Below are 22,526 nucleotides of genomic sequence, written 5' to 3'. Positions count from 1 at the left end.
GGGCACATGGTGAACAATAGGTGAACAAAATTCAAGCCCGTTCCCGGCGCCTGCCCCCTTGCGGGCGCCCGCTCCTGGCCCTACCTATGGGAATGGCGGGTTCTGCCCTTCTCGTGACAGGTAGCATTCCGGTGGCCTTAAACATTTCCGAGGGGGCTGGCTCTGTTCAGGTCCTGGCCTGATTATCTGGCGCCCACCTGTACATACAGGTCCTCGGGAATCAAACCGCACGGTCGACCCCTGGTGGTTCCCGCCGCTTTCTGCCCATCAGGCGGAACTCAGCCCCGGTGCGCCGGGGCTTCCTGCCGGACCGGGACCGGGCGCAGGTCGGACACTTTGCTGCCGCCGCGCGGCGGCGTGTCGTCCTCGGCCAGGCTCATGATCTTCCAGGCGAATTGCACCCCGGCAAAGACGATCCCGTTCATGAACCACAGCATGAACACGGCAAGCAGCGCCGAATCGGATCGGACAATCAGCCCCCGCAGCCCCGCGATATCGAGCCACAGGAGGCCCGCGATGAACACCGCCGAGATCGCGAAACCGACCAGAACCTGGGTGACGTAGAGACGGATCAGACGGGGCATGGCCTTACTCCTTGTTGTCCTGCATCATTCTAGCGCAAAATGACCCGGAAGGCAGGGTACCCCGACGGATCTGCGACAATATATGCCGGAGCCGGAATGCGAAACGTCACTCAGTTTGCCCTCGATCTGCTGGAAAGCCTCTCTCATATCTTCGACGATGCGGCGCGCTGGGAGCACGCGGTCGCCCGTCTGAACGAGTTTGGCTTCAAGGCGCTGAACATGGGGCAGTTCACCCCCAAATCCGGGATCCTGCACTGGGCCCGCAGTTCGATGGCGCCGAACTGGCTCAAGCTCTATGCCGAAGGCGGGTATTCGGATGCCGATCTGGTACTGGCCCAGGCCCGTCAGGGGCCCGAGAGCCTCTACATCGATTCGGGCCGCCGTTTGCAGGAAAGCAATTCGGACACCGCGCTGGCGCTGTATTCCGGGCTGGTCGAACATGGATATCGGCATGTCTTCAGCCTGATCGTGCCCTGCCCCGGCAATCAGGCGATGCTGGTGGCGCTGTTCACCGATCACCCCGAGGCCGATTCCTGGATGACCGAACAATCGGCCGGAATGCGTATTCTGGCCACGGTCATCGGCACCAATCTGGGGCCTGGAACCGAACATGGGCAATCGTCGGGCCAGGACCTGACCCCGATTCTGGGCACCACTGCCCCGCTGTCGCGCCGCGAGCGCGAGGCGCTGCACCTGCTGGCCGACGGGCTGCGCAATGAACAGATCGCCGCCGCTATGAAAATCAGCGAGGTCACCGTGCGGATGCATCTGAAATCGGCCCGCGACAAGCTGCGCGCCCCCACCCGCGAGGCGGCGCTGGTGCGGGCGATGCAGATGGGCCTGCTGAGCGACCCCGCCTATCGGAACAGATAGGTATCTTTGACAACAGACTTGCGCTAGTTCTCAGGGGCCGGGTTCCAGTCGTGAGTGGTGGCCCCGGTGAATTTTATCCAGGCATTTTTACGAGCGGCGGCGGCGCAGTCCCATGGACGGCCGCCGCCGGTTTTCCTGCGTCAGCCCGGGCAGAGACCGGGGCGCCTGCGGCTCAGAACGCGTCCGGGCGTGCCTCGCGGGCCATGTGGTCCAGCACCGCGTTCACGAAACTGGTCTCACGTCCCTCGGGAAAGAAGGCGCGGGCGATATCGACGAATTCGGTGATCACCACCTTGGGCGGGGTGTCGTTCTGGCTGAACTCGGCACCGGCGGCGCGAAACAATGCGCGCAGCGTCGGGTCGATCCGCGCGATCGGCCATTTCGCCACCAGCGCGCGGTCGGTCATCTGGTCGATCAGCGCCTGATTGTTGACCGCATCCCCCACCAGCGCGCGAAACAGCGCCGCGTCGCCCTCGGCCAGTTCGTCGCCCTCGTAAACGGCGCCGAAGCGGTGCTCGAGAAACTCGGACACGACGGATTCGACCGTCTGGCCCGAATGCTCCATCTGGAACAGCGCCTGCACGGCATAAAGCCGCGCGGCGGATTTCATCTGGCGTTTCCGGTTGACCGGTTTGGGGGTGTCGCTCTGGCTCATGCGGTGCGGGATCCGTTCTTGTCCTCGGCGAGAAGGATGTCATCCGCCTTGGGGCGGAATCCCACGTCCTTTCTCGAAGCGCCCCACTTACGTCCGAGCGCGATCAGATGCAAGGCCGCAGCAGCCGCGCCGCCGCCCTTGTTCATCGCGCCCGGATCGGCGCGGACCTCGGCCTGGGGCCGGGTCTCGACCGTGAGGATGCCGTTGCCGATGCACAGGCCCTGAAGCCCCATCAACTGGATCGCGCGGCTGCTGTCGTTGCAGACGGTATCGTAATGGGTGGTCTCGCCCCGGATCACGCAGCCAAGCGCCACGTAGCCGTCGAAATTGCTCTGCCGGTCGGCCATGGCGATGGCGGTGGGCACCTCAAGCGCACCGGGCACCTCGACCAGATCCCAGCTGCCGCCGACACCCTCGATCTCGGCCTTGGCGCCGGCGACCAGATTGTCGGCGATATCCTTGTAATAGGGCGCTACCACGATCAGCAGTTTCACCGGCTTGTCGAATTCGGGGCGCGGCAGCGTGTAATGGGTCTCGTGTCCAGCCATGTCAGGCGTCCTTCAGAATGGGGCGGGTGCCGACAATGGTCAGGCCATAGGCGTCGAGCCCGAGATATCTGGTTTGCGGCGAGTCGGTGAGCAGGATCAGCTCGTGCAGGCCCATCTTGGACAGGATCTGGGCACCCAGACCGGTCTGCTTGATGGTGCGCACGCCGTCCTCGTCACTGGCGTAAAGCGCGTTGCGCGGCTGGCGGAACAGGCAGACGACGCCACGCCCTTCGGCGGCGATCTTCTCCATCGCGCGGGGCAGTTCCTGGGTCGGCTTGGGGCCGAGGCCCAGCACGTCCGAGGCCTCGTGCAGCGCATGGGTGCGGGTCAGCACCGGTTCGGGGGTCGAGATGTCGCCCTTGACCAGCACCACATGTTCGATGCCGTGGGTCTGGTCGGTAAAGATGCGCATCTCCCAGTCGCCGCCATATTCCGAGGTGACGGTGCTGCGGGCGGTTTCGTCCACCAGATTGTCGTTGCGGGCGCGATAGGAGATCAGGTCGCTGATGGTCCCGATCTTCATCCCGTGCCGCTCGGCGAAATCGACCAGATCGGGCAGCCGCGCCATGGTGCCGTCTTCCTTCATGATCTCGCAGATCACGCCCGAAGGGTTCAGCCCCGCCAGACGCGAGATATCCACCGCCGCCTCGGTATGACCGGCGCGCACCAGCACCCCGCCCCGCTTGGCGCGCAACGGGAAGATGTGTCCGGGGGTGGCAAGGCTTGCCATGGTGTTCTGTTCATTGATCGCGGTGGCAACCGTCAGCGCCCGGTCGGCGGCGGAAATGCCGGTCGACACGCCCTCGCGCGCCTCGATCGAGACGGTAAAGGCGGTCTCGTGGCGCGAGGAGTTGTTGACCGCCATCATCGGCAGGCCCAGACGGTCGATCCGGTCGGCGGTCATCGGCAGGCAGATCAGTCCGCGCCCATGCGTGGCCATGAAGTTGATCGCGGCGGCATCGGCAAACTCGGCGGCGATGCACAGATCGCCCTCGTTCTCGCGATCCTCGTGATCGACCAGGATATACATCCGGCCCTTGCGCGCCTCGTCGATGATCTCTTCGATCGGGCTGATCGCGTCGCGCAGGCGGGCCTCGACGGGTCCGGGCGTCTCAAAGCTCATGGGGCGGCCTTTCAGCTGTCTTGTCTGTCTGCGCAGATAGACCACCGCGCGCGCGAATGCCAGTGCACAAACGGCAGGGCGGGTGCGGGACGCGGCGTTCGGGGTTCGGTTTTGGGGGCGCTGCCCCCGGCGCCTGTGGCGCCTCCCCCGGAGTATTTTTGGCGAAATGAAGGGGCGGGTTTGCGCCCTAACCGGCCTGATGGGCGAAATACTCGGCCGAGGGCAGGTATCCGGCGGCGCGCCCGGCGGCGGCCCAGTCGGCCTCGAGCGGGGCGTCACCGATGACCAGCACACCCGAGGATGGCAGGCGCTGGCTGTGGATCAGGCCCTGCACCCGATCGCGCATCTGCGCCCAGCTGTCGGAAAGATGCGGCGCGCGGTCGGCGGCGGCCAGCGCGCGGTTGGCGGCCAGCACCGCCTGTGGTGTGGCGGGCGGATGCACCAGGCTCAGACGCGCGGCTGCGGCCACCTGCGTCACGATTTGCGCCTCGGCCTCGGGTATCTCGCCGCCCGAGCCAAAGATGCGCAGCGCGTTCGACGAGAACAGCAGCCCCAGGATATCCTGCCCGGAATACTGCCGTACCTTTGCATATGTGCGGTAGGTCATGCCCAGTTCGGCGGCGCGGCGCATGCGCATCCGCAAAACCAGCATCGGGATCGCCTCGGGCATCAGCGCCTTTTGCGCCTGCCGCCAGGCATGGGTGCGCCACAGACGGCCGTGCTCCATCGACGGACCGCCATTATGCCCGATCCCGGCCATGGCTCAGAGCGCCTCGGCCAGCCGCGCGACATAGCGCGCCAGCATGTCGATTTCCAGGTTGACCCGGTCGCCAACCGCGACACCGCCCCAGGTGGTCGCCTCTTTGGTATGAGGGATGAAGTTGATGCCGAATTCGGCCCCCTCGACCGCGTTCACGGTCAGCGAGGTGCCGTTCAGCGCCACCGATCCCTTGGGCGCGATGAAGCGGGCCAGATCAGCAGGCGCGCGCAGGGTAACGCGGGTGCTGTCCCCCTCGTCGGCCATGGCCACCACCTCGGCCACCCCGTCCACATGGCCCGACACGATATGGCCGCCCAGCTCGTCGCCCACCTTGAGCGCGCGTTCGAGGTTCACCCGCTTGCCCACCGACCAGCCGCCCAGATTGGTCTTGGACACGGTCTCGGCGCTGATCTCGACATCATACCAGTCCGGCCCCAGCGCGATCACGGTCAGGCAGACCCCGTCGCTGGCGATCGAGGCGCCGATGTCGATGCCCGAGGTGTCGTATCCGGTGCGGATGCGCGCACGCAGATCGCCGCGCTGTTCCAGCTCGACCACGGTGCCGATATCGGTGACGATGCCCGTAAACATGGTTCTTACCTTTGCTGTGCCATTCCTGCACCGAGGTAACGCCCCGCCACGCGCGCGGCAAGCCCCCGCTTGCCCGCCTGCCCCACCCGGGTCATAGTTTCGCCCGATTGGCCGGTCAGGATCGAGGCCAAGCCCGAAAACCGGGCATAGCTAGTCAGGAAAGGCGCCACCATGCCCGAACAGGCCCAGACAAGACGGGTCTTTCTGTTCCTCCAGGGTCCGCATGGGCCCTTTTTCCACGCGCTTGGCCGGATGCTGCGCGCGGCGGGGGCCGAGGTGTGGCGGGTCGGTTTCAATGCGGGCGACCGGGCGTTCTGGTTCCATCCGCCAAGCTTCATCCCCTACAAGGGCGCGCACGAGGACTGGCCGCAGGCCTTTGCGGACCTGCTGGAGCGCAAGGGCGTCACCGATATTGTCCTCTACGGCGATACAAGGCCCATCCATGCCAGTGCGGTTGCGGCGGCCAAGGCGCGCGGACTGGGCGTGCATGTGTTCGAGGAAGGCTATCTGCGCCCCTATTGGGTCACTTACGAGCGCGAGGGCTCGAACGGCAACTCGCGCCTGATGGACATGACGCTGGAGGAAATGCGCGCGGCGCTGGCGCTGTCGGATCTGGAAACGCCGCTGCCGCCCTCGCATTGGGGCGACATGCGCCAGCATATCTTCTACGGCGCGCTGTATCATTGGTTCGTCATGTTCACCAATCAGGGCTATCGCCGGTTCAAGCCGCATCGCGATCTGCCGGTAACCAAGGAATTCCAGCTATATCTGCAACGCCTGTTGCTGATGCCGGCGCTGGCGGTCGAACGGATGCTGGCCACCGCGCGCATCCGCAATGGCGGCTTTCCCTATCACCTGGCCTTGCTGCAGCTGGAACATGACAGCTCGTTCCAGCAGCATTCACCCTTTTCCACGATGACCGATTTCCTCGAGGAGATCTTTGACGGCTTCGCCCGGGGCGCGCCGCAACATCATCACCTTGTGGTCAAGGCGCATCCGCTGGAAAACGGCCGGGTGCCGCTCCGGCGCGAGGTCCGTCGGCTGGCCCGCCAGCACGGGCTGGAGGGGCGGGTGCATTACGTGCGTGGCGGCAAGCTGGCGCAGCTGTTGAACGATGCGCGCAGCGCGGTCACGGTGAACTCCACCGCCGGCCAGCAGGTGCTGTGGCGCGGCATCCCGCTCAAGGTGTTTGGTCGCGCGGTCTATGACAAGCCCGAATTCGTCTCGACCCAGACCGCAAGCGAGTTCTTTGCGGCCGCCAACCGGCCCGATGCCCGCGCCTATAAGGAATACCGCCGCTATCTGCTGGAAACCAGCCAACTGCCCGGCGGCTTCTATTCGCGCAAGGGCCGGCGCCAGTTGCTGCGCCAGGTGGTCGACATGATGCTGTCGCCGGACGACCCCTATGACGCGCTGAAATCAGGCAAAGCGGCACCACGGCAACAGTTGCGCCTGGTGAACTGACTCCAGCTGCAACCGGGACTGGATTTTTCATCCGGATTCCGATAGTTTGACAAAAAAACTGAGGCAGAAACATATAAGGTCGAGGAGACCGAGCAGTGAAACTGATCCCCGTCCGTTGGGCGAAGCCCGTTCTTGTGCTGGCTGCGATGTCTGTCGCGGCCTCGTGTTCGTTGCCGAAAGTCGGCCCCAATAAACGGGAAATCTTTGCCGGATCCGTCCAGCAAGAGGGCGATGCCTTTATCGTCGCCGTCAATGACCGCGTGACCCGCGCCACCGCCGTGGTGCCGGCGCTGGGCTTTTCGGATGCGTTCAAAAATGCGTCCCCGCTGACCTCGGACACGATCCGCCCGGGTGACGTTCTGGGCCTGACGGTCTGGGAAAACGTCGATGACGGCCTGCTGGCCAACGAGGCGTCGAACGCCACCATCCTCGAAGAGGTGCAGGTGGACAGCGCCGGGTTCATCTTTGTGCCCTATGCCGGGCGCCTGCGCGCCTCGGGCAACACGCCCGACCAGCTGCGCGAAGTGATCACCGCCCGCCTCGAAGAGCAGACCCCGGACCCGCAGGTACAGGTGCGCCGCGTTGCGGGCGACGGCTCGACCGTGTCGCTGACCGGTGCCGTGGGCGGCCAGGGCATCTATCCGATCGAACGCCCCACCCGCACCCTGTCGACCATGCTGGCCCAGGCTGGCGGCGTGACCATCCAGCCCGATATCGCCGAGGTCACCGTGATCCGCGGCAACCAACAGGGCAAGGTCTGGTATCAGGACCTGTTCAACCACCCCGAGCTGGACATCGCCCTGCGCGGCGGCGACCGCATCCTGGTCGAGGAAGACACCCGCTCGTTCACGGCGTTGGGCGCCACCAACACCCAGGCCCGCGTGCCCTTTGAAACACAGGACCTCTCCGCACTCGAGGCCATCGCCCAGGTCGGCGGCCTGATCTCGGCGGCCTCGGATCCGACCGGTGTCTTTGTGTTCCGCAACGAGCCGGCCGAGATTGCCGGCCTGGTTCTGGGCCGCGACGACCTGCAGGGCGCGCAGCGCATGGTTTACGTGCTGAACCTGACCGAACCCAACGGGTTGTTCACCGCCCGCGATTTCGTGATCCGGGACGAGGACACGCTTTACGTCACCGAAGCGCCCTATGCCCAGTGGACCAAGACCATCTCGCTTATCTCCGGCGGCCTGACCCCGCTGGCCAACCTGCAGACGATCGCTGGCAGCTGACGCATGTCGCCCAGTGGCATGAACCGGGCAGCCGGGAGCGACCGCTCCCGGCTGTTCGTTTATAACGGTGGTTTTCTCACCCAACGCCGCTTGCGCCGCATCCTGACGCTGGCGGGCTACGATATCCGGCTGGGCCTGCCGTCCGAGGGCGATCAGGTCGGTATCTGGGGCAACAGCCCGACCGCGCATCGCGGCCTGGCCGTGGCCGCGCGCCACGCGGCCCCGCTGCTGCGGGTCGAGGATGCCTTTCTGCGCTCGCTCTTTCCCGGCCGCGCGGGCGAACCGCCGCTGGGCCTGTTGCTGGACCGCGCGGGCGTGCATTTCGACCCCACAACGCCCAGCGATCTGGAGCAGCTGCTGACCAGCGCCCCGCTGGACGATACCACGCTGTTGAACCGGGCCCGCGACGCCATGGCGCGCATCCGCGAAAACCATCTGAGCAAGTACTGCGCCACCGATCCCGATCTGCCGCTGCCCGAACCGGGCTATGTTCTGGTGATCGACCAGACCCGCGGCGATGCTTCGGTCACCGCCAGCGGCGGCAATGACGCGCTGTTCCGCGAGATGCTTGTCTTTGCGCAAGAGGAACACCCCGGCGCAAGGGTGCTGATCAAGACCCATCCCGAAACCGCCGCCGGGTTCCGCCCCGGCTACTATGGCGAGCGCGATATCAGCGTACGCGTCAGCCTTTACGACGCCCCGCTCAGCCCCTGGGCCCTGCTCGACGGCGCAGTGGGCGTCTACACCCTGTCCTCGCAACTGGGGTTCGAGGCGATCCTGGCCGGGCACAAGCCGCGCGTCTTTGGCCAGCCCTTCTATGCCGGCTGGGGGCTGACGCTGGACGAACACCCGGTGCCCCGCCGCGAGCGCCGCCTGACGCGCGCACAGCTTTTTGCCGCCGCAATGATCCTTTATCCCACCTGGTACGATCCGTTCGGCGACAAGCTTTGCGAGCTGGAAACCGTGCTCGACACGCTTGAGGCGCAGACCCGCGCCTGGCGGCAGGATCGGGCGGGATGGACAGCGGGAGGCATGCGCCTGTGGAAACGCCGCCCGCTGAAACGCATGTTCGGACGCTTTGGCCGGATCAGCTTTACCGACACGCCCGCCGCCGGGGATCCGCGCCCGCATATGGTCTGGGCCGCGCGCGCAGCGGCCAGCGACACAGCCACCCGGGTCGAGGACGGCTTTCTGCGCTCGCGCGGGCTGGGGGCGGAACTGGTGCCGCCGCTGTCGCTGGTCACCGATGACAGTGGCATCTATTACGACCCGACCCGCCCCAGCGCATTGGAGAGCCTGATCGCCCGCCGCGCCGAGCTGCGCGCCGACCAGCGCCAGCGGGCCGAGGCGCTGATCCGCATGCTCACCACCGCGCGCATCAGCAAATACAACCTCGGCGGCGCCCTGCCCGACCTGCCCCCCGGCCACCGCATCCTGGTGCCCGGCCAGGTCGAGGACGACGCCTCGATCCTGACCGGCACCGGCGAGATACGCAGCAATCTGGACCTGTTGCGCAGCGTCCGCGCCGCGCATCCGCAGGCGGTGATCGTCTACAAGCCACACCCCGACGTCGAGGCGGGGTTGCGTGTCGGCGGCATCGACCCGGGCACGCTGGCCGATGTGATCGCGACCCAAGCCGACCCGATGCAGCTTCTGGATCAGGTGAACGAAGTCTGGACGCTGACCTCTCTGCTGGGCTTCGAGGCCTTGCTGCGCGGCCTGCCGGTGACCACGCTCGGCGCGCCCTTCTATGCTGGCTGGGGCCTCACCCGCGACCTGGGCCCCATCCCGGCGCGGCGGCAGGCGCGGCCGGACCTGGCCGGCCTCGTCCATGCCGCGCTGATCGACTACCCGCGCTACTGGGATCCGCGTACGGGCCAGCCCTGCCCGGTCGAGGTTGCCGCCCAACGCCTCGCCTCTGGCGCCATCCCCCATCCCGGGCCCGCCAACCGGCTGCTGTCAAAGCTGCAAGGCCTGCTGGCTACCCATGCCCATCTGTGGCGCTGAAACCCGCATCCTTGCGCGCTTGACGGGGCCGGAAATGAGTATTTAGGACCAGAAAGAAGCAGCAGCCCCTTCATTTCGCAACAAAAACTCCCGCCGGAAGCATCCGTTCGCGCAACAGGGCCCGTCGCCTGAAAACCGGCGTTGCCGCGCCACAAAGCCCAGGATAAAGCGCGCCGAAGGCGCTCAATGGGATCAAGGCCCACCTATTGGCGTTGCCAGCGATGCAGGATATCGGCGCCGATGGCGCGGGTCTCGATCAGGTCGAAGCGCGCCGCCTCGGACAACTGTTCCAGCCCCAGCACACCCACGGCGGGCAAGCCCTCGGCCCCGATCGCAAGGCCCGCGGTAAAGCCTACCAGCTCGTCCACCATGTCGGCCGCCAACAGCGAGGCGGCCAGCGAGGCACCGCCTTCGCAGAACACCCGGGTCAGCCCCTGCCCGCCCAATTGCCGCAGCAGGTCGGTCGCGCTGATCTGTCCGGCCTCGACCGCACAGGGGATCAGACGCGCGCCGGTGCCTTCCCAGGCGCGGACGCGGTCACCATCCACGCCGGGCCCATGGCAGAGCCAGACCGGCACCTGCCGCGCGGTCCGGGCCAGCTGGCTCATCAACGGCAGGTCGAGATAGCGCGACACCACCACCCGAACCGGCTGTTGCGCCACGCCCATGTCGCGCACCGTCAGCGAGGGATCATCCGAGCGCGCCGTTCCGGCCCCCACCAGCACCGCATCGTGGCGCGCGCGCATGGCGTGCACCGCGCGCCGCGCCTCGGGTCCGGTGATCCATTGGCTTTCGCCCGAGGCCGTGGCGATGCGGCCGTCAAAACTGCTGGCCAGTTTCAGGGTGACCCAAGGCCGGCCCAGCTCGGTCTTGAGGAAGAAGCCCGCCAGATCGCGCGCTGCCGCATCCTCGCCGATGCCGACCGACACCTCGATCCCGGCGCGGCGCAGCATCTCGAACCCGTTGCCCGCCACACGCGGATCGCAATCCTCGATGGCGGCGACCACCCGCGCCACGCCAGCAGCGATCAGCGCCTCGGCGCAGGGTGGCGTCTTGCCGTGATGGGCGCAGGGTTCCAGCGTGACATAGGCGGTGGCGCCGCGCGCCGCCCCACCGGCCTGGGCCAGTGCGACCACCTCGGCATGGGGCCGCCCGCCCGGCTGGGTCCAGCCCCGCCCGACGATGCGACCCTCATTGACGATGACGCAGCCCACTGCCGGATTGGGCCAGCAGACACCTTGCCCACGCCGGCCCAGGGATAGGGCCAGCGCCATGTATCGCGCGTCAGACATGCTCACTCTTCGGTTGGCGGGCTTGGCGGGCGCAGCTCGTGGACAAAGTCCTCGAAGTCGTCAGCCGCCTGGAAGTTCTTGTAAACGCTGGCAAAACGAACATAGGCGACGGTGTCGATCCGAGCCAGCGCCTCCATCACGATCTCGCCGATCTTCTTCGACGGGATGTCGGTTTCGCCCATGCTTTCCAAACGCCGCACGATGCCGGAAATCATCTGGTCGATCCGTTCGGGGTCGATCGGCCGTTTCTGCATCGAGATGCGGATCGAGCGTTCCAGCTTGTCGCGATCGAAATCCTCGCGCTTGCCGCTGGTCTTGATGACCACCAGATCGCGCAGTTGAACCCGTTCGTAGGTGGTGAACCGGCCGCCACACGCGGGGCAGAACCGGCGTCGGCGGATCGAGACATGATCCTCTGCCGGGCGTGAATCCTTGACCTGAGTGTCGATATTTCCGCAAAACGGGCAGCGCATCCGCCGTCTCCTCGTCCGTTAATCCGCCTCTTTTGTGAACGCTTCGGCTCACTTATCCACAACTATAGGCCCAACGCTAGGATTTGGGTAGAGGAGATTTGCAGCCCCTAGATAATGAGGGGCCCGGGTCAGGCGAAATGGGCGGCGATCCGGCGGTCATGGGGCGCGCGGCGGTGTTCGACCAGATAGAGACCCTGCCAGGTGCCCAGCATGGGCGCCCCCGCCCGCACCGGAATGCCCAGCGACACCGGCATCAGCGCCGCCTTGATATGGGCGGGCATGTCATCGGGGCCTTCGTAGGTATGGCGCAGATAGCGCATCGAGGGGTGATCGGCGGGCGGCACCAGCCGGTCGAAATAGGCGGTCAGATCGCTCTGCACCTCTGGGTCGGCGTTTTCCTGGATCAACAGCGAGCACGAGGTATGCCGCACCATCAGCGTCAGCAGCCCGTCGCCCTGCCCCGCCAGCCAGCGGGTCACCTCGCCGGTAAACTCGTAAAGGCCCACGCCCCGGGTCGAGATCGAAAACTCGGTCAGCATGGCACCTGCGCCCTTGGCCTCAGGGCCGCACCGGGCCGAATTCGCAATAGCTGTTGCCCTGGTTGACGGTCATGTTGTCGCCGACCTTGAGCCCGGTGCGGATGGTGGTCAGCTCGTTTTCCAGCGGTGTCACGCCCACCGCCTCGGGCGTCATCGAGAATTGCACCGCCGTCTTGCGCCCGGTGGTCACGCTGGGCCCGCGCCCGCGCACCAGATAGATCCGATCATTCCAGCCCGCGCCCAGCTCGCGCCGGGCATATTCCGAGGCCGCGCACCAGAAATCGCCGACCCGCTGTTTGCCGCGCGGAACAACCTCGAACACCGCATCATTGACCGGCAGAACCCGGTGCCCCATCCGCGTGGTCAACGCCTGGGCCTGAGCGCCAGCCCCGAGAAACACCGCAAGGGCGAGAATCTTTGTCAGTCCGGTCATGGTCTCAATCCGTTTTGCCTATATGCCCTATCTAGGGCGCATCTGCGGGCAGAGACAGGGGAGATCACGCAAAAATTGCCCGATCGCATGGATTTGCCGCAGATAACGGAAACATATGCCGGAACTTTGGCTCGCCCACCGGACAGGGAGTGTATCCGAACAACCGCTACACAGAGGTGGCAGCGCAGGGTAAGCAGACGGGCGTTGCGATCTGTTCATGTCGCGCCAGCCACACCCCAAAAGAAAACGCCCCCTTGCGGGGGCGCCTTGATCACTGGTCCAGGAAGCTGCGCAGCTTGCGCGAGCGGCTGGGGTGTTTCAGTTTCCTGAGCGCCTTGGCCTCAATCTGGCGGATACGCTCGCGGGTAACGCTGAACTGCTGGCCCACTTCCTCCAGCGTGTGGTCGGTGTTCATACCGATGCCGAACCGCATCCGCAGAACACGTTCCTCGCGCGGGGTGAGCGAGGCCAGCACGCGGGTCGTGGTTTCCTTGAGGTTCTCCTGAATGGCACTGTCGAGCGGCAGCACGGCATTCTTGTCCTCGATGAAATCGCCCAGCTGGCTGTCTTCCTCGTCCCCGATCGGGGTTTCCAGCGAAATCGGCTCCTTGGCGATCTTCATCACCTTGCGGACCTTTTCCAGCGGCATCTGCAGTTTTTCGGCCAGTTCTTCCGGCGTCGGTTCGCGGCCGATCTCGTGCAGCATCTGGCGACCGGTGCGCACCAGCTTGTTGATCGTCTCGATCATATGGACTGGGATGCGGATCGTGCGGGCCTGGTCGGCGATGGAGCGGGTGATCGCCTGGCGGATCCACCATGTCGCGTAGGTCGAGAACTTGTAGCCGCGACGATACTCGAACTTGTCCACCGCCTTCATCAGGCCGATGTTGCCCTCCTGGATCAGGTCGAGGAACTGCAACCCGCGGTTGGTGTATTTCTTGGCGATCGAGATCACCAGGCGCAGGTTGGCCTCGACCATTTCCTTTTTCGCCTGACGGGCCTCTTTCTCGCCCTTCTGGACCTGCTGCACGATGCGGCGGAATTCAGAGATATCCAGACCCACATACTGACCCACCTGGGCCATGTCGGCGCGCAGCTCCTCAACCTTGTCGGACGAGCGTTCGATGAACATCTGCCAGCCGCGACCGGGCTTTTCGGCCATTTCGGCCAGCCAGTTCGGGTCCAGTTCGCGCCCGCGATAGGCGTCGATGAACTCGCGCCGGTTGATGCGCGCCTGGTCGGCCAGCTTGACCATCGAACTGTCGATCGACATCACCCGCTTGTTGATGCCGTAGAGCTGGTCGATCAGCGCCTCGATCCGGTTGTTGTGCAGGTGCAGTTCGTTCACCAGCAGCACGATTTCCGAGCGCAGCGACTGATAGGTCGCCTCGTCATGCGCGCTGAACGAGCCGTCTTCGTTCAGCGTGGCCGAGATACGGCTGTCCTGCATCTCGCTCAGCTGTGCGTAATCGGACGAGATCCGCTCGAGCGTGATCAGCACCTTGTCCTTGAGCGCGGCCTCCATCGCGGCCAGCGACATGTTGGCCTGATCGTCCTCGTCCTCGTCATCCTCGGTGACGATCGGGTTGCCGTCGGCGTCGTATTCCGGGGTCTCCTCGCGCTGCGGCTTGACCGCCTGCACCGCGCTGGTCGCGACCACCGGCTCGTCATCTTCGTCATCCAGCTGGTTGCCGAAGGTGGCCTCCAGGTCGATCACGTCGCGCAGCAGGATGTCCTCGGACAGAAGTTCGTCATGCCAGATGGTGATCGCCTGAAAGGTCAGCGGGCTTTCGCACAGCCCGGCGATCATCGTGTTGCGCCCGGCCTCGATCCGCTTGGCGATGGCGATCTCGCCCTCGCGGCTGAGCAGTTCGACCGAACCCATCTCGCGCAGATACATGCGCACCGGGTCATCGGTACGGTCGAGCTTTTCTGCCTGGGCGCCAGCCAGCGCAACCTCGCGGTTGCTTTCGGTGGTGATGAGGTCGGTCGAGCCCTTCTGCTCTTCCTCTTCGGCCTCTTCATCCTCGATGATATTGATGCCCATCTCGGAGAGCATCGACATCACATCCTCGATTTGCTCGGAACTCACCTGATCGGGCGGCAGAACCTGGTTGAGCTGATCGTAGGTGATATAGCCCTTTTCACGGGCCTCGGCGATCATCTTCTTGACTTGGGCCTGGCTCATGTCGAGCGAGACTTCGTCTTCCTGGTCTTCGGGCTTCTGGTCTTCGGCGGTGTCCTTGGCGGCCATTCAGTGCTCCTGCAGGGATGGGCGATTCGTGTGAGCCGAATCATTAGTGCTCAGAATTGATTCGGCCACCCGTTTACCGGTTTTATTTTGCCTTTTCCTTAGGAAAACGCCCTAGCGGCGTTTCCGGCGAAAATCGATTCCCGCCATGATCGCGTCAAAAGCCTCGCGTTCGTCGCGCTTGATTCGCGCGCCATTGTCGGCCACGTCGAACAGCGCCTTGTCCTCGTTCTGGCTGCGCGCGGCGCGCTGCTTCTCTTCGGCGGCCTGCGCGACGCGCCAGGTCAGCGACTCGTCGGCGTCCTCGGCGATGTCCTCTCGGGCCTCCTCGATCTCGGCGTCATACCCCCTCAGCGCCTGGATTTTCGCAAGTTCCTCGGCCAGGGTCATTTCGGCCAGGTCCACGTCACCCGGTCGGCGCATACAGGGGATCACCTGCACATGGCGCAGCGCATAGAGGTTTTCAAGGGCCTCGGGGCCAAGAGTCTGGTCGATCCGCTCGCGCAGCCCCTCGGGATCGTCGATACCGATGCGCAGCGCCAGGTCGCGCAGCATCGCCAGATCGGGGTCATGACAGTCAAGCCGCTCCAGCGCGTGCTCGAACCGCACGATCACCGCCGGAGTGGCGATGGCGGCGGCCAGGATCACCGCCTCGCGCAGCCGGATCTGGGCCGCTTCGCCCGAACTGGCCAGCAACGAGGCCCGGGTGCCCGCCGTTGCGGCGGCAGGCGCGGCGCCGCGACCGCCCCGGGGCTGCCAGGGCTGTTTCGTCCCGCGCTGCGGGCGGAACAGCTGCCAGCGCAGATCCTTGATCTCCTGCCCGTAATGGGCGCGGATCGAGGGGTCGCGGATCAGCTTGATCTTTTCGCGCAGCGCCTTGTCCAGCGCCGCCTTGCGTTCGGGACTGTCGAACACCCGCCCCTCGGTTTCGCGCTGCCAAAGCAGCTGCACCATGGGCCGGGCCTGATCCAGCACGCTTTGCATGGCTGCCGGTCCTTCGGCGCGGATCAGGTCGTCGGGGTCCTTACCCTCGGGCATTATCGCAAAGCGCACCGATTTGCCCGCCTCCAGCAGCGGCAGTGCCAGATCGACCACCCGCAGCGCAGCGCGCAGGCCCGCCGTGTCGCCATCCAGCGCCACGATGGGCTCGTCGGCGATGCGCCAGATCATCTGCAACTGATGCTCGGTGACAGCCGTGCCCAGCGGCGCCACGGCAGCGCCGAACCCGGCCTCGGCCAGCGCGATCACATCCATATAACCCTCGGCCACGATCAGCGGCTGGCCCTGCCCTGCCGCCGTGCGCGCGGGACCGTGGTTGAACAGGCTGCGCCCCTTGTCAAAGAGCAGCGTCTCGGGCGAGTTCAGGTATTTGGCATTATCCTTTGGGTCCATCGCCCGACCGCCAAAGGCGATACAGCGCCCGCGCGCGTCCCGGATCGGGAACATGATCCGGTTGCGGAAGGTGTCATAGGGCTTGCCGCCCTTGGTCGAGGGTTTGGCCAGACCCGCGCCCGTGATCAGCTCCTCGCCCACGCCCTTGCCGCGCAGGTGATCCCACAACCCCTGCCAGCCATCGGGGGCAAAGCCGATCTCCCAGCGTTCCAGCGCCTGTGCGCTGAGGCCACGCCGGGCCAGATAGTCGCGCGCGGCTCCGCCGCCCCCGGCGCTCAGGTTCAGGCGGAAGAAGCGCACCGCCTGTTCCATCACCTCGGCCAGCTGGCTGCGGTGGTCCTGTTTCTCCTGCGCTCTGGGGTCGCGCGCGGGCATCGTCATACCGGCCTCACGGGCCAGGATCTCGACCGCCTCCATGAAACCGACATTCTCGGTCTGCTGGACAAAGGTCAGCGCGTCGCCCTTGGCCTGACAGCCGAAGCAGTAATAGAACCCCTTGCGGTCATCCACATGGAACGAGGCCGACTTTTCATGGTGGAAGGGGCAAGGCGCCCACATGTCGCCCTTGCCCTGGTTCGACTTGCGCATGTCCCACATGACCTTGCGCCCGACAACCTGGGTCAGGCTCAGGCGGCTTCGCAACTCGTCCAGAAATCCGGGGGGCAGTGACATGGGACCACGATGGCAGAAAGCGCAAGGCGCGCCAAGCGGGCGGCGCGCCTTATCCACAGCGAAGACGGCCCGTCAGGGCCGGATAAGCGCGCCTATTGCTTCAGGCACAGTTCCAGCCAGGCCGCCGACAGGTCCTGGTCGCGCACATCGCGCATCTTCTGCTGATAGACCCAGGGCGCGATCAGCGGGATCGCCGCATTGTAATTCTCGGGCCAGGTCGGGCTGGTGGCTGCTACCGCGGCGGGCACATCGCGTTCCTTGACCCGGTCCAGCCGCGCCTGCTGGATCGCGGCCACCACATCGGCCTGGTACTGGCAGCTCTGCTGCTTCGTCTCGGCCGCCGCCAGCGGCGAGGCCGCAAGCAGCGCGACAAGGGCGTAACGGTACATCGGTCGTCTCCCGGGATTCGAAGGTTCCCCGGAGCTTACCCGCGCGCGGCCACCGCTTCCATCGCCGATTTCAGGTCATGCAGCAGGGTCTGCGCCATCGAGCGGAAGACCATCAGCAGAAATCCGCCATCCTCCAGCCGCGTGACCGAGCCCGCCATATGTCCGATCCGGCATCGCGCCGTGGCGCCCGGGCCAAATCCGGGCGCGCGCAGATCGACCGGCACCAGCCGCGCCAGAACCGCCTCGGCGCCGGTCCCCTCAAGGCGCACCACGGTCCAGGCATCGGACTGATCGACCAGCACACCCGGCCCGGCCAGCGCCGCATCCGGCGCGGCGCCGGTCAGCAGCACGCTGTCATGGCCGAACCAGATCGCGCGCGCATCGCCCGCCGTAGTGACCCGGCCCGCGCCGGGCCAGTCCAGCCCATGCGCCGCGCGCAGCGCCTGGGCCAGCGCGGCCCCCTGCCCCTTGCGCGGCGACAGTGACGTCATCGCGCCCAGGTCCACCTCGCTCACCGTCATTGCGCCGACACTCAGCGGCACCTGCCCCGCACAGGGCGTTTTCGCGATCAGCTTATCCACGCATCCGCCCTCCCTCGGGGTCAAAGAAAACCGGGGTGACCACCTCGCAATAGGTGGTCACCCCGCGCAGCCCGTCGACCATCTTGACGATCTCTCCGATCCGATCCGGCCCATCGGCCAGAAAGCCCAGCCCGATCATCCGGCCCAGAACCGGCGAATGACAAACCGAGGTCACATAGCCCTGATCATGCTCGCGCCGCGCGGTATCCTCTTGCCGGTAAAGATGCGCGCCCGCCAGCAGCGTGCCCTCGGCCGTGATGGGTTTCAGCCCCACCAGCCGTTCGCGCCCCGGCTCCTCCAGCCCGGGGCGCTGCGCCATGGTCTTGCCGATACAGTCCTTCCTGGCCGAGACCATGCCCCCCATGCCGATGTCATAAGCGGTGACGCGGCCATGGATCTCGGCATGGGTGATGAAGCCTTTCTCGATCCGCAGCACATTCAGCGCCTCCATCCCGTAGGCGCCGCCGCCCAGCGCCTCGACGCGGGTGACCAGCAGGTCGAACAGGCTGGCGCCATAGCGCGCGGGCACCGCGATCTCGTACCCTTCCTCACCCGAGAACGAGATCCGGAACAGCCGCCCACCAACGCCCAGCACCGACACCGCGCCGCAGGACATGAAGGGCCAGCCCGCCGCATCGATCGGCGTGTCGAGCAGCCCGTTCAGCACCTCGCGCGCCCTGGGGCCGGCAACGGCGAATTGCGCCCATTGCTCGGTCACCGAACAGATCGACACGTCCCATTCGGGATGCAGACCCTGGGCCACAAATTCCAGATGCGCCATCACCTGACCGGCAGCGGCGGTGGTGGTGGTCATCAGGTAGTGATCCTCGCCCAGCCGCGCGGTGGTGCCGTCATCCATCACATGACCGTCCTCGCGCAGCATCAGCCCATAGCGCACGCGCCCGACCTTCAGTGTCGAGAACATGTTGGTGTAGACAAAATCCAACAGCCGCGCCGCATCCGTCCCCTGAATGTCGATCTTGCCCAGGGTCGAGACATCGGCCACCCCCACCGCGTTGCGTACGTAACCCACCTCGCGGTCGCAGCTCTGCTGCCAGTCGGTCTCACCCGGCTGCGGGAAATAGCTGGGCCGGTACCACAGCCCCGCCTCGATCATCGGTGCGCCGCGCGACAGGGTGGCGGCGTGCGAGGTGGTAAAGCGCTCGGGCTGAAACCCCTTGCCCTCGCCCCCCGCGCCCAGCGCTGCGATGGCTATCGGGCTATAGGGCGGGCGAAAGGTGGTGGTGCCGGTCTCGGGGATGCCGCGTCCGGTGGCATCGGCCAGCACCGCCAGCGCCGCCACGTTCGAGCTCTTGCCCTGATCGGTCGCCATACCCTGCGTGGTATAACGCTTCATATGCTCGACCGACCGGAAATTCTCGACCGCCGCCTGTTTCACATCCTTGACGGTGACATCGTTCTGAAAATCGAGCCAGGCGCGCCCGCGCCCCGGCACCGCCCAGAGCGGCTCCAGAGCATAGGGCGTCTCCTCGGCCACCGGCAGTACGCCTTGCGCCGCCTTGATCCCCAGCGCGCCCAGTGCCTCGGCCGCGGCCTCGGCCCCCTCGCGCAGACAGGCCGTCGTCGAAAAGGCGCCGTTGCAGGCACCTGCCGCGCGCAGGCCGGGCACCATGCCCGCCACGGGCACAAAGGCTGCGATGTCGCGGCGCCATTCGGGCCGCCCGTTCATGTGGCAGGTCAGGTGCAGGCTGGGGTTCCAGCCGCCCGACATGGCCAGGCAGTCGGTGGCGATGCGTTCTTCGCCACTGGGATGACGAACGGTGATCCGCTCCAGCCCCTGCCGCCCGCCGCTGCCGCAGACCTGACCGCCCCGGATCATCCGCACCCCATCAAGGCGCGGCGCGTCATGGCGGCTGTCGATCAGGGCCGCCACATGTACCCCCGCCGCCAGCAGGTCGCGCACGGTGCGATGGGCATCGTCATTGTTGCCGAATACGGTAACGGCGCGGCCCGGGCTGACGCCCCAGCGGTTGAGATAGGCACGCACCGCGCCAGCGGTCATGATGCCGGGCCGGTCATTGTTGGCAAAGGCGATAGGGCGTTCCAGCGCACCCGCCGCCAGCACCGCGCGCCGCGCCACGATGCGCCAGAAACATTCCAGCGGCGCACCCGCGCCCCGGTCGGCGCGGTGATGCGAGACCCGCTCCAGCGCCGCATAGGTGCCCTGGTCATAGGCGCCCGCAACGGTGGTGCGCGTCATCAGCCGCACATTCTCCATCCCGCGCAGCTCGGCCAGCACCTCCTCGGCCCAGACCGCCCCCGGCTTGCCGTCGATCTCATAGGTCTCGGCCAAGAGGCGCCCACCCATGCGCGCGTCCTCCTCGGCCAGGATCACATCGGCCCCGGCCCGGCCCGCCACCAGCGCGGCCATCAACCCTGCAGGCCCGGCCCCGATCACCAGCAGATCGCAAAAGGCAAAAGCGCGCTCGTAGCGGTCGGCATTGTCCTGCCCAGACAGTGCGCCCAACCCGGCGGCGCGGCGGATCACCGGCTCGTACAGTTTCTCCCAGAAGCTGCGTGGCCACATGAAGGTCTTGTAATAGAACCCGGCCCCTAGGAACGGCGCAGCCAGGTCATTGATTGCCATCAGGTCGAAGCTGAGAGAGGGCCAGCGGTTCTGGCTCTGCGCCTCCATCCCCTCATAAATCTCCTGCACCGTGGCGCGCACATTGGGGTCCTGCCGCCCGCCGCGCCCGATGGTGACCAGCGCGTTGGGTTCCTCGCTGCCCGCCGTCAGGATGCCGCGCGGGCGGTGATACTTGAACGAGCGCCCGACCAGCCGCACCTCATTGGCCAGCAAGGCCGAGGCCAGCGTGTCGCCCTGGTACCCGCTGTAACCCACCCCGTCGAAGGTGAACGAGACCGGCCGGTCCCGGTCGATCAGCCCCTTGCCCTGAACCCTCATCGCCGTGCCTCCGAGGCCAGTTCGCAGCCCAGCACCTCGTGGGTCAGCGTGTTGCGGGTGACCACCAGCCAGGCGCCGCAGCCAAAATGGTGATGCCACAGGTCGCGGGTCTCCCCGGCCGGGTTCTCGCGCAGATGCACATAGTTGTCCCAGGCCTCACCCCCCGCCTCGGGCGCCGGGCGCTCCAGTGCCAGCGCGTGGCCCTTATAGGAAAACTCGCGGCTGTCGCGATCGCCGCAATGCGGACAGGTGATCCTCATCGCCGTCCCTCAATCTTCATTCCGCCAAAAATACGCATGTCCGGCCTCTCCCCCCTCAATGCAGGTTGTGTTGAGAGCCGGTGCCCTCTTCATCCAGGATGCCGCGCCCGGTGCGGAACCGGTCCAGCCGGAACCGTGTCGCCGCCGGGTGATACTGGTCCGTCGCCAGCAGATGCGCGAACACATTGCCCGAGGCAGGTACCGCCTTGAACCCGCCGTAGTTCCAGCCGCAATTGACATAGAGCCCGTCGATATGGGTGCGGTCGATGATGGGCGAGCCATCGGGCGACATGTCCATGATGCCGCCCCAGCTGCGCAGCACCCGCGCCTTGCCGATCATCGGCATCAGCGCCATGCCCGCCTCCATCACGTGTTCCACCGTGGGCAGGTTGCCGCGCGCCGCGTAAGAGGCATAGAAATCAAGATCGCCGCCAAAGACCAGCCCGCCCTTGTCGGACTGGCTGATATAGAAATGCCCCATGCCAAAGGTGATCACCTGGTCGATCACCGGCTTCAACCCCTCGGTGACAAAGGCCTGCAGGATATGGCTTTCGATCGGCAGGCGCATGCCCGCCATCGCCGCCACCTGACTGGAGCGGCCCGCCGCCACCATCGCCACCTTCTTGGCCCGGATCGGACCGCGCACCGTCTGCACGCCCCTCACCCGCCCGTTCTCGACGTCGATCCCCGTCACCTCGCAGTTCTGGATCAGATCGACGCCGCGACTGTCCGCCCCCCGGGCATAGCCCCAGGCCACCGCGTCATGGCGCGCGGTGCCACCGCGCGGGTGATAGAGCGCACCGTAAAGCGGAAAGCGCTGATCGTCGAAATTCAGGAACGGCACCTTGGCGCGCAGTTCCTCGCGCCCCAGCAGGATGGCATCGTCGCCCTGGCTCAGCATCATGTTGCCACGGCGCGCCGCCGCATCGCGCTGACCGTCGGAATGGAACAGGTTCAGGATGCCGCGCTGCGAATGCATCACGTTGTAGTTCAGGTCCTCTTCCAGACCCTCCCACAGTTTCAGCGAATGCGAGTAGAATTCGGAGTTGCCCTGAAGAAAGTAGTTGGCCCGCACGATGGTCGTGTTTCGGCCAATGTTGCCGCCGCCGATATAGCCGCGTTCCAGCACCGCCACATTGGTCAGCCCGTGATCGCGCGCGAGGTAATAGGCGGTGCTCAGCCCGTGGCCGCCGCCGCCGATGATGACAAGGTCATATTCCGGCTTGGGTGCCGGGTCGCGCCAATGCGGCCGCCAGCCCTTGTTGCCGGTCAGCCCCTCTTTCAACACCCGAAGGCCCGAAAACCGCATGCCCGTCTCTCCCTGCCGGCCCTGTCACTGACATAACGAGTATCACCGATGGGCCGCAGCTCAAGACGGTTATCGACAGAGAATTGTCGATCAGCGACCAATCCTGTCGCCACCACGACACCACGACCGCCCCGGCCAACAACGAAAAAGGGCGCCCGGTTGCCCGCGCGCCCCG

General features: G+C 66.0%; 21 protein-coding genes. 4 read left to right on the top strand and 17 right to left on the bottom strand.

The features are described from left to right. Window positions 1-278: 278 nt before the first annotated feature. Entirely contained in the window at window positions 279-584 is a 306-nt protein-coding gene (locus SPO_RS08975; RefSeq protein ID WP_011047499.1) for a hypothetical protein, read from the bottom strand. A gap of 96 nt (window positions 585-680) precedes the next feature. Between SPO_RS08975 and SPO_RS22185 the strand changes: the two genes are divergently transcribed. After that, complete coding sequence (locus SPO_RS22185) at window positions 681-1,457, top strand: response regulator transcription factor (RefSeq protein ID WP_011047498.1); 777 nt, start codon at window positions 681-683, stop codon at window positions 1,455-1,457. Window positions 1,458-1,629: 172 nt separating this feature from the next. Here the strand turns inward: SPO_RS22185 and nusB are convergent, their stop codons facing one another. The 5 genes from nusB to SPO_RS08945 form a co-directional block, all read right to left on the bottom strand. Beyond that, a complete protein-coding gene (gene nusB / locus SPO_RS08965; protein ID WP_011047497.1) occupies window positions 1,630-2,112 on the bottom strand; it encodes a transcription antitermination factor NusB in 483 nt (160 codons plus the stop codon). Then, window positions 2,109-2,660 carry a 6,7-dimethyl-8-ribityllumazine synthase gene (locus SPO_RS08960; protein WP_011047496.1) on the bottom strand — a complete coding sequence of 184 codons (552 nt, stop codon included), beginning with the start codon at window positions 2,658-2,660 and terminating at the stop codon, window positions 2,109-2,111. Before SPO_RS08960 ends, nusB begins: the two co-directional genes overlap by 4 nt. Before the next feature lies 1 nt (window position 2,661). Further along, window positions 2,662-3,783: a 3,4-dihydroxy-2-butanone-4-phosphate synthase gene (gene ribB / locus SPO_RS08955; protein WP_011047495.1), complete on the bottom strand. Its 1,122-nt coding sequence runs from the start codon at window positions 3,781-3,783 to the stop codon at window positions 2,662-2,664. A gap of 187 nt (window positions 3,784-3,970) precedes the next feature. Further along, complete coding sequence (locus tag SPO_RS08950) at window positions 3,971-4,543, bottom strand: hypothetical protein (protein ID WP_011047494.1); 573 nt, start codon at window positions 4,541-4,543, stop codon at window positions 3,971-3,973. 3 nt (window positions 4,544-4,546) lie between these two features. Next, a complete protein-coding gene (locus SPO_RS08945; protein WP_011047493.1) occupies window positions 4,547-5,134 on the bottom strand; it encodes a riboflavin synthase in 588 nt (195 codons plus the stop codon). A gap of 171 nt (window positions 5,135-5,305) precedes the next feature. On the opposite strand from SPO_RS08945, the gene SPO_RS08940 reads away from it, so the two are divergent. The 3 genes from SPO_RS08940 (at window position 5,306) to SPO_RS08930 (ending at window position 9,834) form a co-directional block, all read left to right on the top strand. Further along, window positions 5,306-6,598, top strand: a complete 1,293-nt coding sequence (locus tag SPO_RS08940; RefSeq protein WP_011047491.1) for a capsule biosynthesis protein — start codon at window positions 5,306-5,308, stop codon at window positions 6,596-6,598. Window positions 6,599-6,744: 146 nt separating this feature from the next. Further along, window positions 6,745-7,827, top strand: coding sequence for a polysaccharide biosynthesis/export family protein (locus tag SPO_RS08935; protein WP_413243712.1), 1,083 nt, complete (start codon window positions 6,745-6,747; stop codon window positions 7,825-7,827). Between the two features lie 3 nt (window positions 7,828-7,830). Further along, entirely contained in the window at window positions 7,831-9,834 is a 2,004-nt protein-coding gene (locus SPO_RS08930; protein WP_011047489.1) for a capsular polysaccharide biosynthesis protein, read from the top strand. A 203-nt stretch (window positions 9,835-10,037) separates the two neighbouring features. Here SPO_RS08930 and ribD read toward each other — a convergent pair whose 3' ends face one another. The 11 genes from ribD to SPO_RS08875 form a co-directional block, all read right to left on the bottom strand. Further along, complete coding sequence (gene ribD, locus SPO_RS08925) at window positions 10,038-11,108, bottom strand: bifunctional diaminohydroxyphosphoribosylaminopyrimidine deaminase/5-amino-6-(5-phosphoribosylamino)uracil reductase RibD (RefSeq protein ID WP_044028172.1); 1,071 nt, start codon at window positions 11,106-11,108, stop codon at window positions 10,038-10,040. A gap of 20 nt (window positions 11,109-11,128) precedes the next feature. Further along, a complete protein-coding gene (nrdR, locus tag SPO_RS08920; RefSeq protein ID WP_011047487.1) occupies window positions 11,129-11,599 on the bottom strand; it encodes a transcriptional regulator NrdR in 471 nt (156 codons plus the stop codon). 128 nt (window positions 11,600-11,727) lie between these two features. After that, window positions 11,728-12,138, bottom strand: a complete 411-nt coding sequence (locus tag SPO_RS08915) for a secondary thiamine-phosphate synthase enzyme YjbQ (RefSeq protein WP_011047486.1) — start codon at window positions 12,136-12,138, stop codon at window positions 11,728-11,730. Between the two features lie 19 nt (window positions 12,139-12,157). Beyond that, the gene (locus SPO_RS08910; RefSeq protein WP_011047485.1) at window positions 12,158-12,571 is read right to left on the bottom strand and encodes a hypothetical protein; all 414 of its coding nucleotides are present in this window, start codon (window positions 12,569-12,571) and stop codon (window positions 12,158-12,160) included. Window positions 12,572-12,842: 271 nt separating this feature from the next. Further along, window positions 12,843-14,825 (bottom strand): RNA polymerase sigma factor RpoD, encoded by a 1,983-nt coding sequence (gene rpoD / locus SPO_RS08905; protein ID WP_011047484.1) that lies wholly within the window; start codon window positions 14,823-14,825, stop codon window positions 12,843-12,845. 111 nt (window positions 14,826-14,936) lie between these two features. After that, window positions 14,937-16,886, bottom strand: a complete 1,950-nt coding sequence (gene dnaG, locus SPO_RS08900) for a DNA primase (RefSeq protein ID WP_011047483.1) — start codon at window positions 16,884-16,886, stop codon at window positions 14,937-14,939. Between the two features lie 92 nt (window positions 16,887-16,978). Further along, entirely contained in the window at window positions 16,979-17,275 is a 297-nt protein-coding gene (locus tag SPO_RS08895) for a hypothetical protein (RefSeq protein WP_011047482.1), read from the bottom strand. Between the two features lie 35 nt (window positions 17,276-17,310). Beyond that, a complete protein-coding gene (locus tag SPO_RS08890; protein WP_044028170.1) occupies window positions 17,311-17,856 on the bottom strand; it encodes a sarcosine oxidase subunit gamma in 546 nt (181 codons plus the stop codon). Then, window positions 17,849-20,782 carry a sarcosine oxidase subunit alpha family protein gene (locus tag SPO_RS08885; protein WP_011047480.1) on the bottom strand — a complete coding sequence of 978 codons (2,934 nt, stop codon included), beginning with the start codon at window positions 20,780-20,782 and terminating at the stop codon, window positions 17,849-17,851. Before SPO_RS08885 ends, SPO_RS08890 begins: the two co-directional genes overlap by 8 nt. Continuing rightward, window positions 20,779-21,042 (bottom strand): sarcosine oxidase subunit delta, encoded by a 264-nt coding sequence (locus SPO_RS08880; RefSeq protein ID WP_011047479.1) that lies wholly within the window; start codon window positions 21,040-21,042, stop codon window positions 20,779-20,781. Before SPO_RS08880 ends, SPO_RS08885 begins: the two co-directional genes overlap by 4 nt. A gap of 55 nt (window positions 21,043-21,097) precedes the next feature. Beyond that, window positions 21,098-22,351 carry a sarcosine oxidase subunit beta family protein gene (locus SPO_RS08875; RefSeq protein WP_011047478.1) on the bottom strand — a complete coding sequence of 418 codons (1,254 nt, stop codon included), beginning with the start codon at window positions 22,349-22,351 and terminating at the stop codon, window positions 21,098-21,100. Between the last annotated feature and the right edge of the window lie 175 nt (window positions 22,352-22,526).

It is taken from the genome of Ruegeria pomeroyi DSS-3 (assembly GCF_000011965.2).
Lineage (GTDB): Bacteria > Pseudomonadota > Alphaproteobacteria > Rhodobacterales > Rhodobacteraceae > Ruegeria_B > Ruegeria_B pomeroyi.
Note: the sequence above shows the minus strand (reverse complement) of the source record. Positions and strands in the feature narration are given on the sequence as shown.

Coding starts and splice junctions, on each gene's coding strand:
- SPO_RS08975 (WP_011047499.1), bottom strand. CDS start 584: ATGCCCCGTCTGATCCGTCTCTACGTCACCCAGGTTCTGGTCGGTTTC.
- SPO_RS22185 (WP_011047498.1), top strand. CDS start 681: ATGCGAAACGTCACTCAGTTTGCCCTCGATCTGCTGGAAAGCCTCTCT.
- nusB (WP_011047497.1), bottom strand. CDS start 2,112: ATGAGCCAGAGCGACACCCCCAAACCGGTCAACCGGAAACGCCAGATG.
- SPO_RS08960 (WP_011047496.1), bottom strand. CDS start 2,660: ATGGCTGGACACGAGACCCATTACACGCTGCCGCGCCCCGAATTCGAC.
- ribB (WP_011047495.1), bottom strand. CDS start 3,783: ATGAGCTTTGAGACGCCCGGACCCGTCGAGGCCCGCCTGCGCGACGCG.
- SPO_RS08950 (WP_011047494.1), bottom strand. CDS start 4,543: ATGGCCGGGATCGGGCATAATGGCGGTCCGTCGATGGAGCACGGCCGT.
- SPO_RS08945 (WP_011047493.1), bottom strand. CDS start 5,134: ATGTTTACGGGCATCGTCACCGATATCGGCACCGTGGTCGAGCTGGAA.
- SPO_RS08940 (WP_011047491.1), top strand. CDS start 5,306: ATGCCCGAACAGGCCCAGACAAGACGGGTCTTTCTGTTCCTCCAGGGT.
- SPO_RS08935 (WP_413243712.1), top strand. CDS start 6,745: ATGTCTGTCGCGGCCTCGTGTTCGTTGCCGAAAGTCGGCCCCAATAAA.
- SPO_RS08930 (WP_011047489.1), top strand. CDS start 7,831: ATGTCGCCCAGTGGCATGAACCGGGCAGCCGGGAGCGACCGCTCCCGG.
- ribD (WP_044028172.1), bottom strand. CDS start 11,108: ATGGCGCTGGCCCTATCCCTGGGCCGGCGTGGGCAAGGTGTCTGCTGG.
- nrdR (WP_011047487.1), bottom strand. CDS start 11,599: ATGCGCTGCCCGTTTTGCGGAAATATCGACACTCAGGTCAAGGATTCA.
- SPO_RS08915 (WP_011047486.1), bottom strand. CDS start 12,138: ATGCTGACCGAGTTTTCGATCTCGACCCGGGGCGTGGGCCTTTACGAG.
- SPO_RS08910 (WP_011047485.1), bottom strand. CDS start 12,571: ATGACCGGACTGACAAAGATTCTCGCCCTTGCGGTGTTTCTCGGGGCT.
- rpoD (WP_011047484.1), bottom strand. CDS start 14,825: ATGGCCGCCAAGGACACCGCCGAAGACCAGAAGCCCGAAGACCAGGAA.
- dnaG (WP_011047483.1), bottom strand. CDS start 16,886: ATGTCACTGCCCCCCGGATTTCTGGACGAGTTGCGAAGCCGCCTGAGC.
- SPO_RS08895 (WP_011047482.1), bottom strand. CDS start 17,275: ATGTACCGTTACGCCCTTGTCGCGCTGCTTGCGGCCTCGCCGCTGGCG.
- SPO_RS08885 (WP_011047480.1), bottom strand. CDS start 20,782: ATGAGGGTTCAGGGCAAGGGGCTGATCGACCGGGACCGGCCGGTCTCG.
- SPO_RS08880 (WP_011047479.1), bottom strand. CDS start 21,042: ATGAGGATCACCTGTCCGCATTGCGGCGATCGCGACAGCCGCGAGTTT.
- SPO_RS08875 (WP_011047478.1), bottom strand. CDS start 22,351: ATGCGGTTTTCGGGCCTTCGGGTGTTGAAAGAGGGGCTGACCGGCAAC.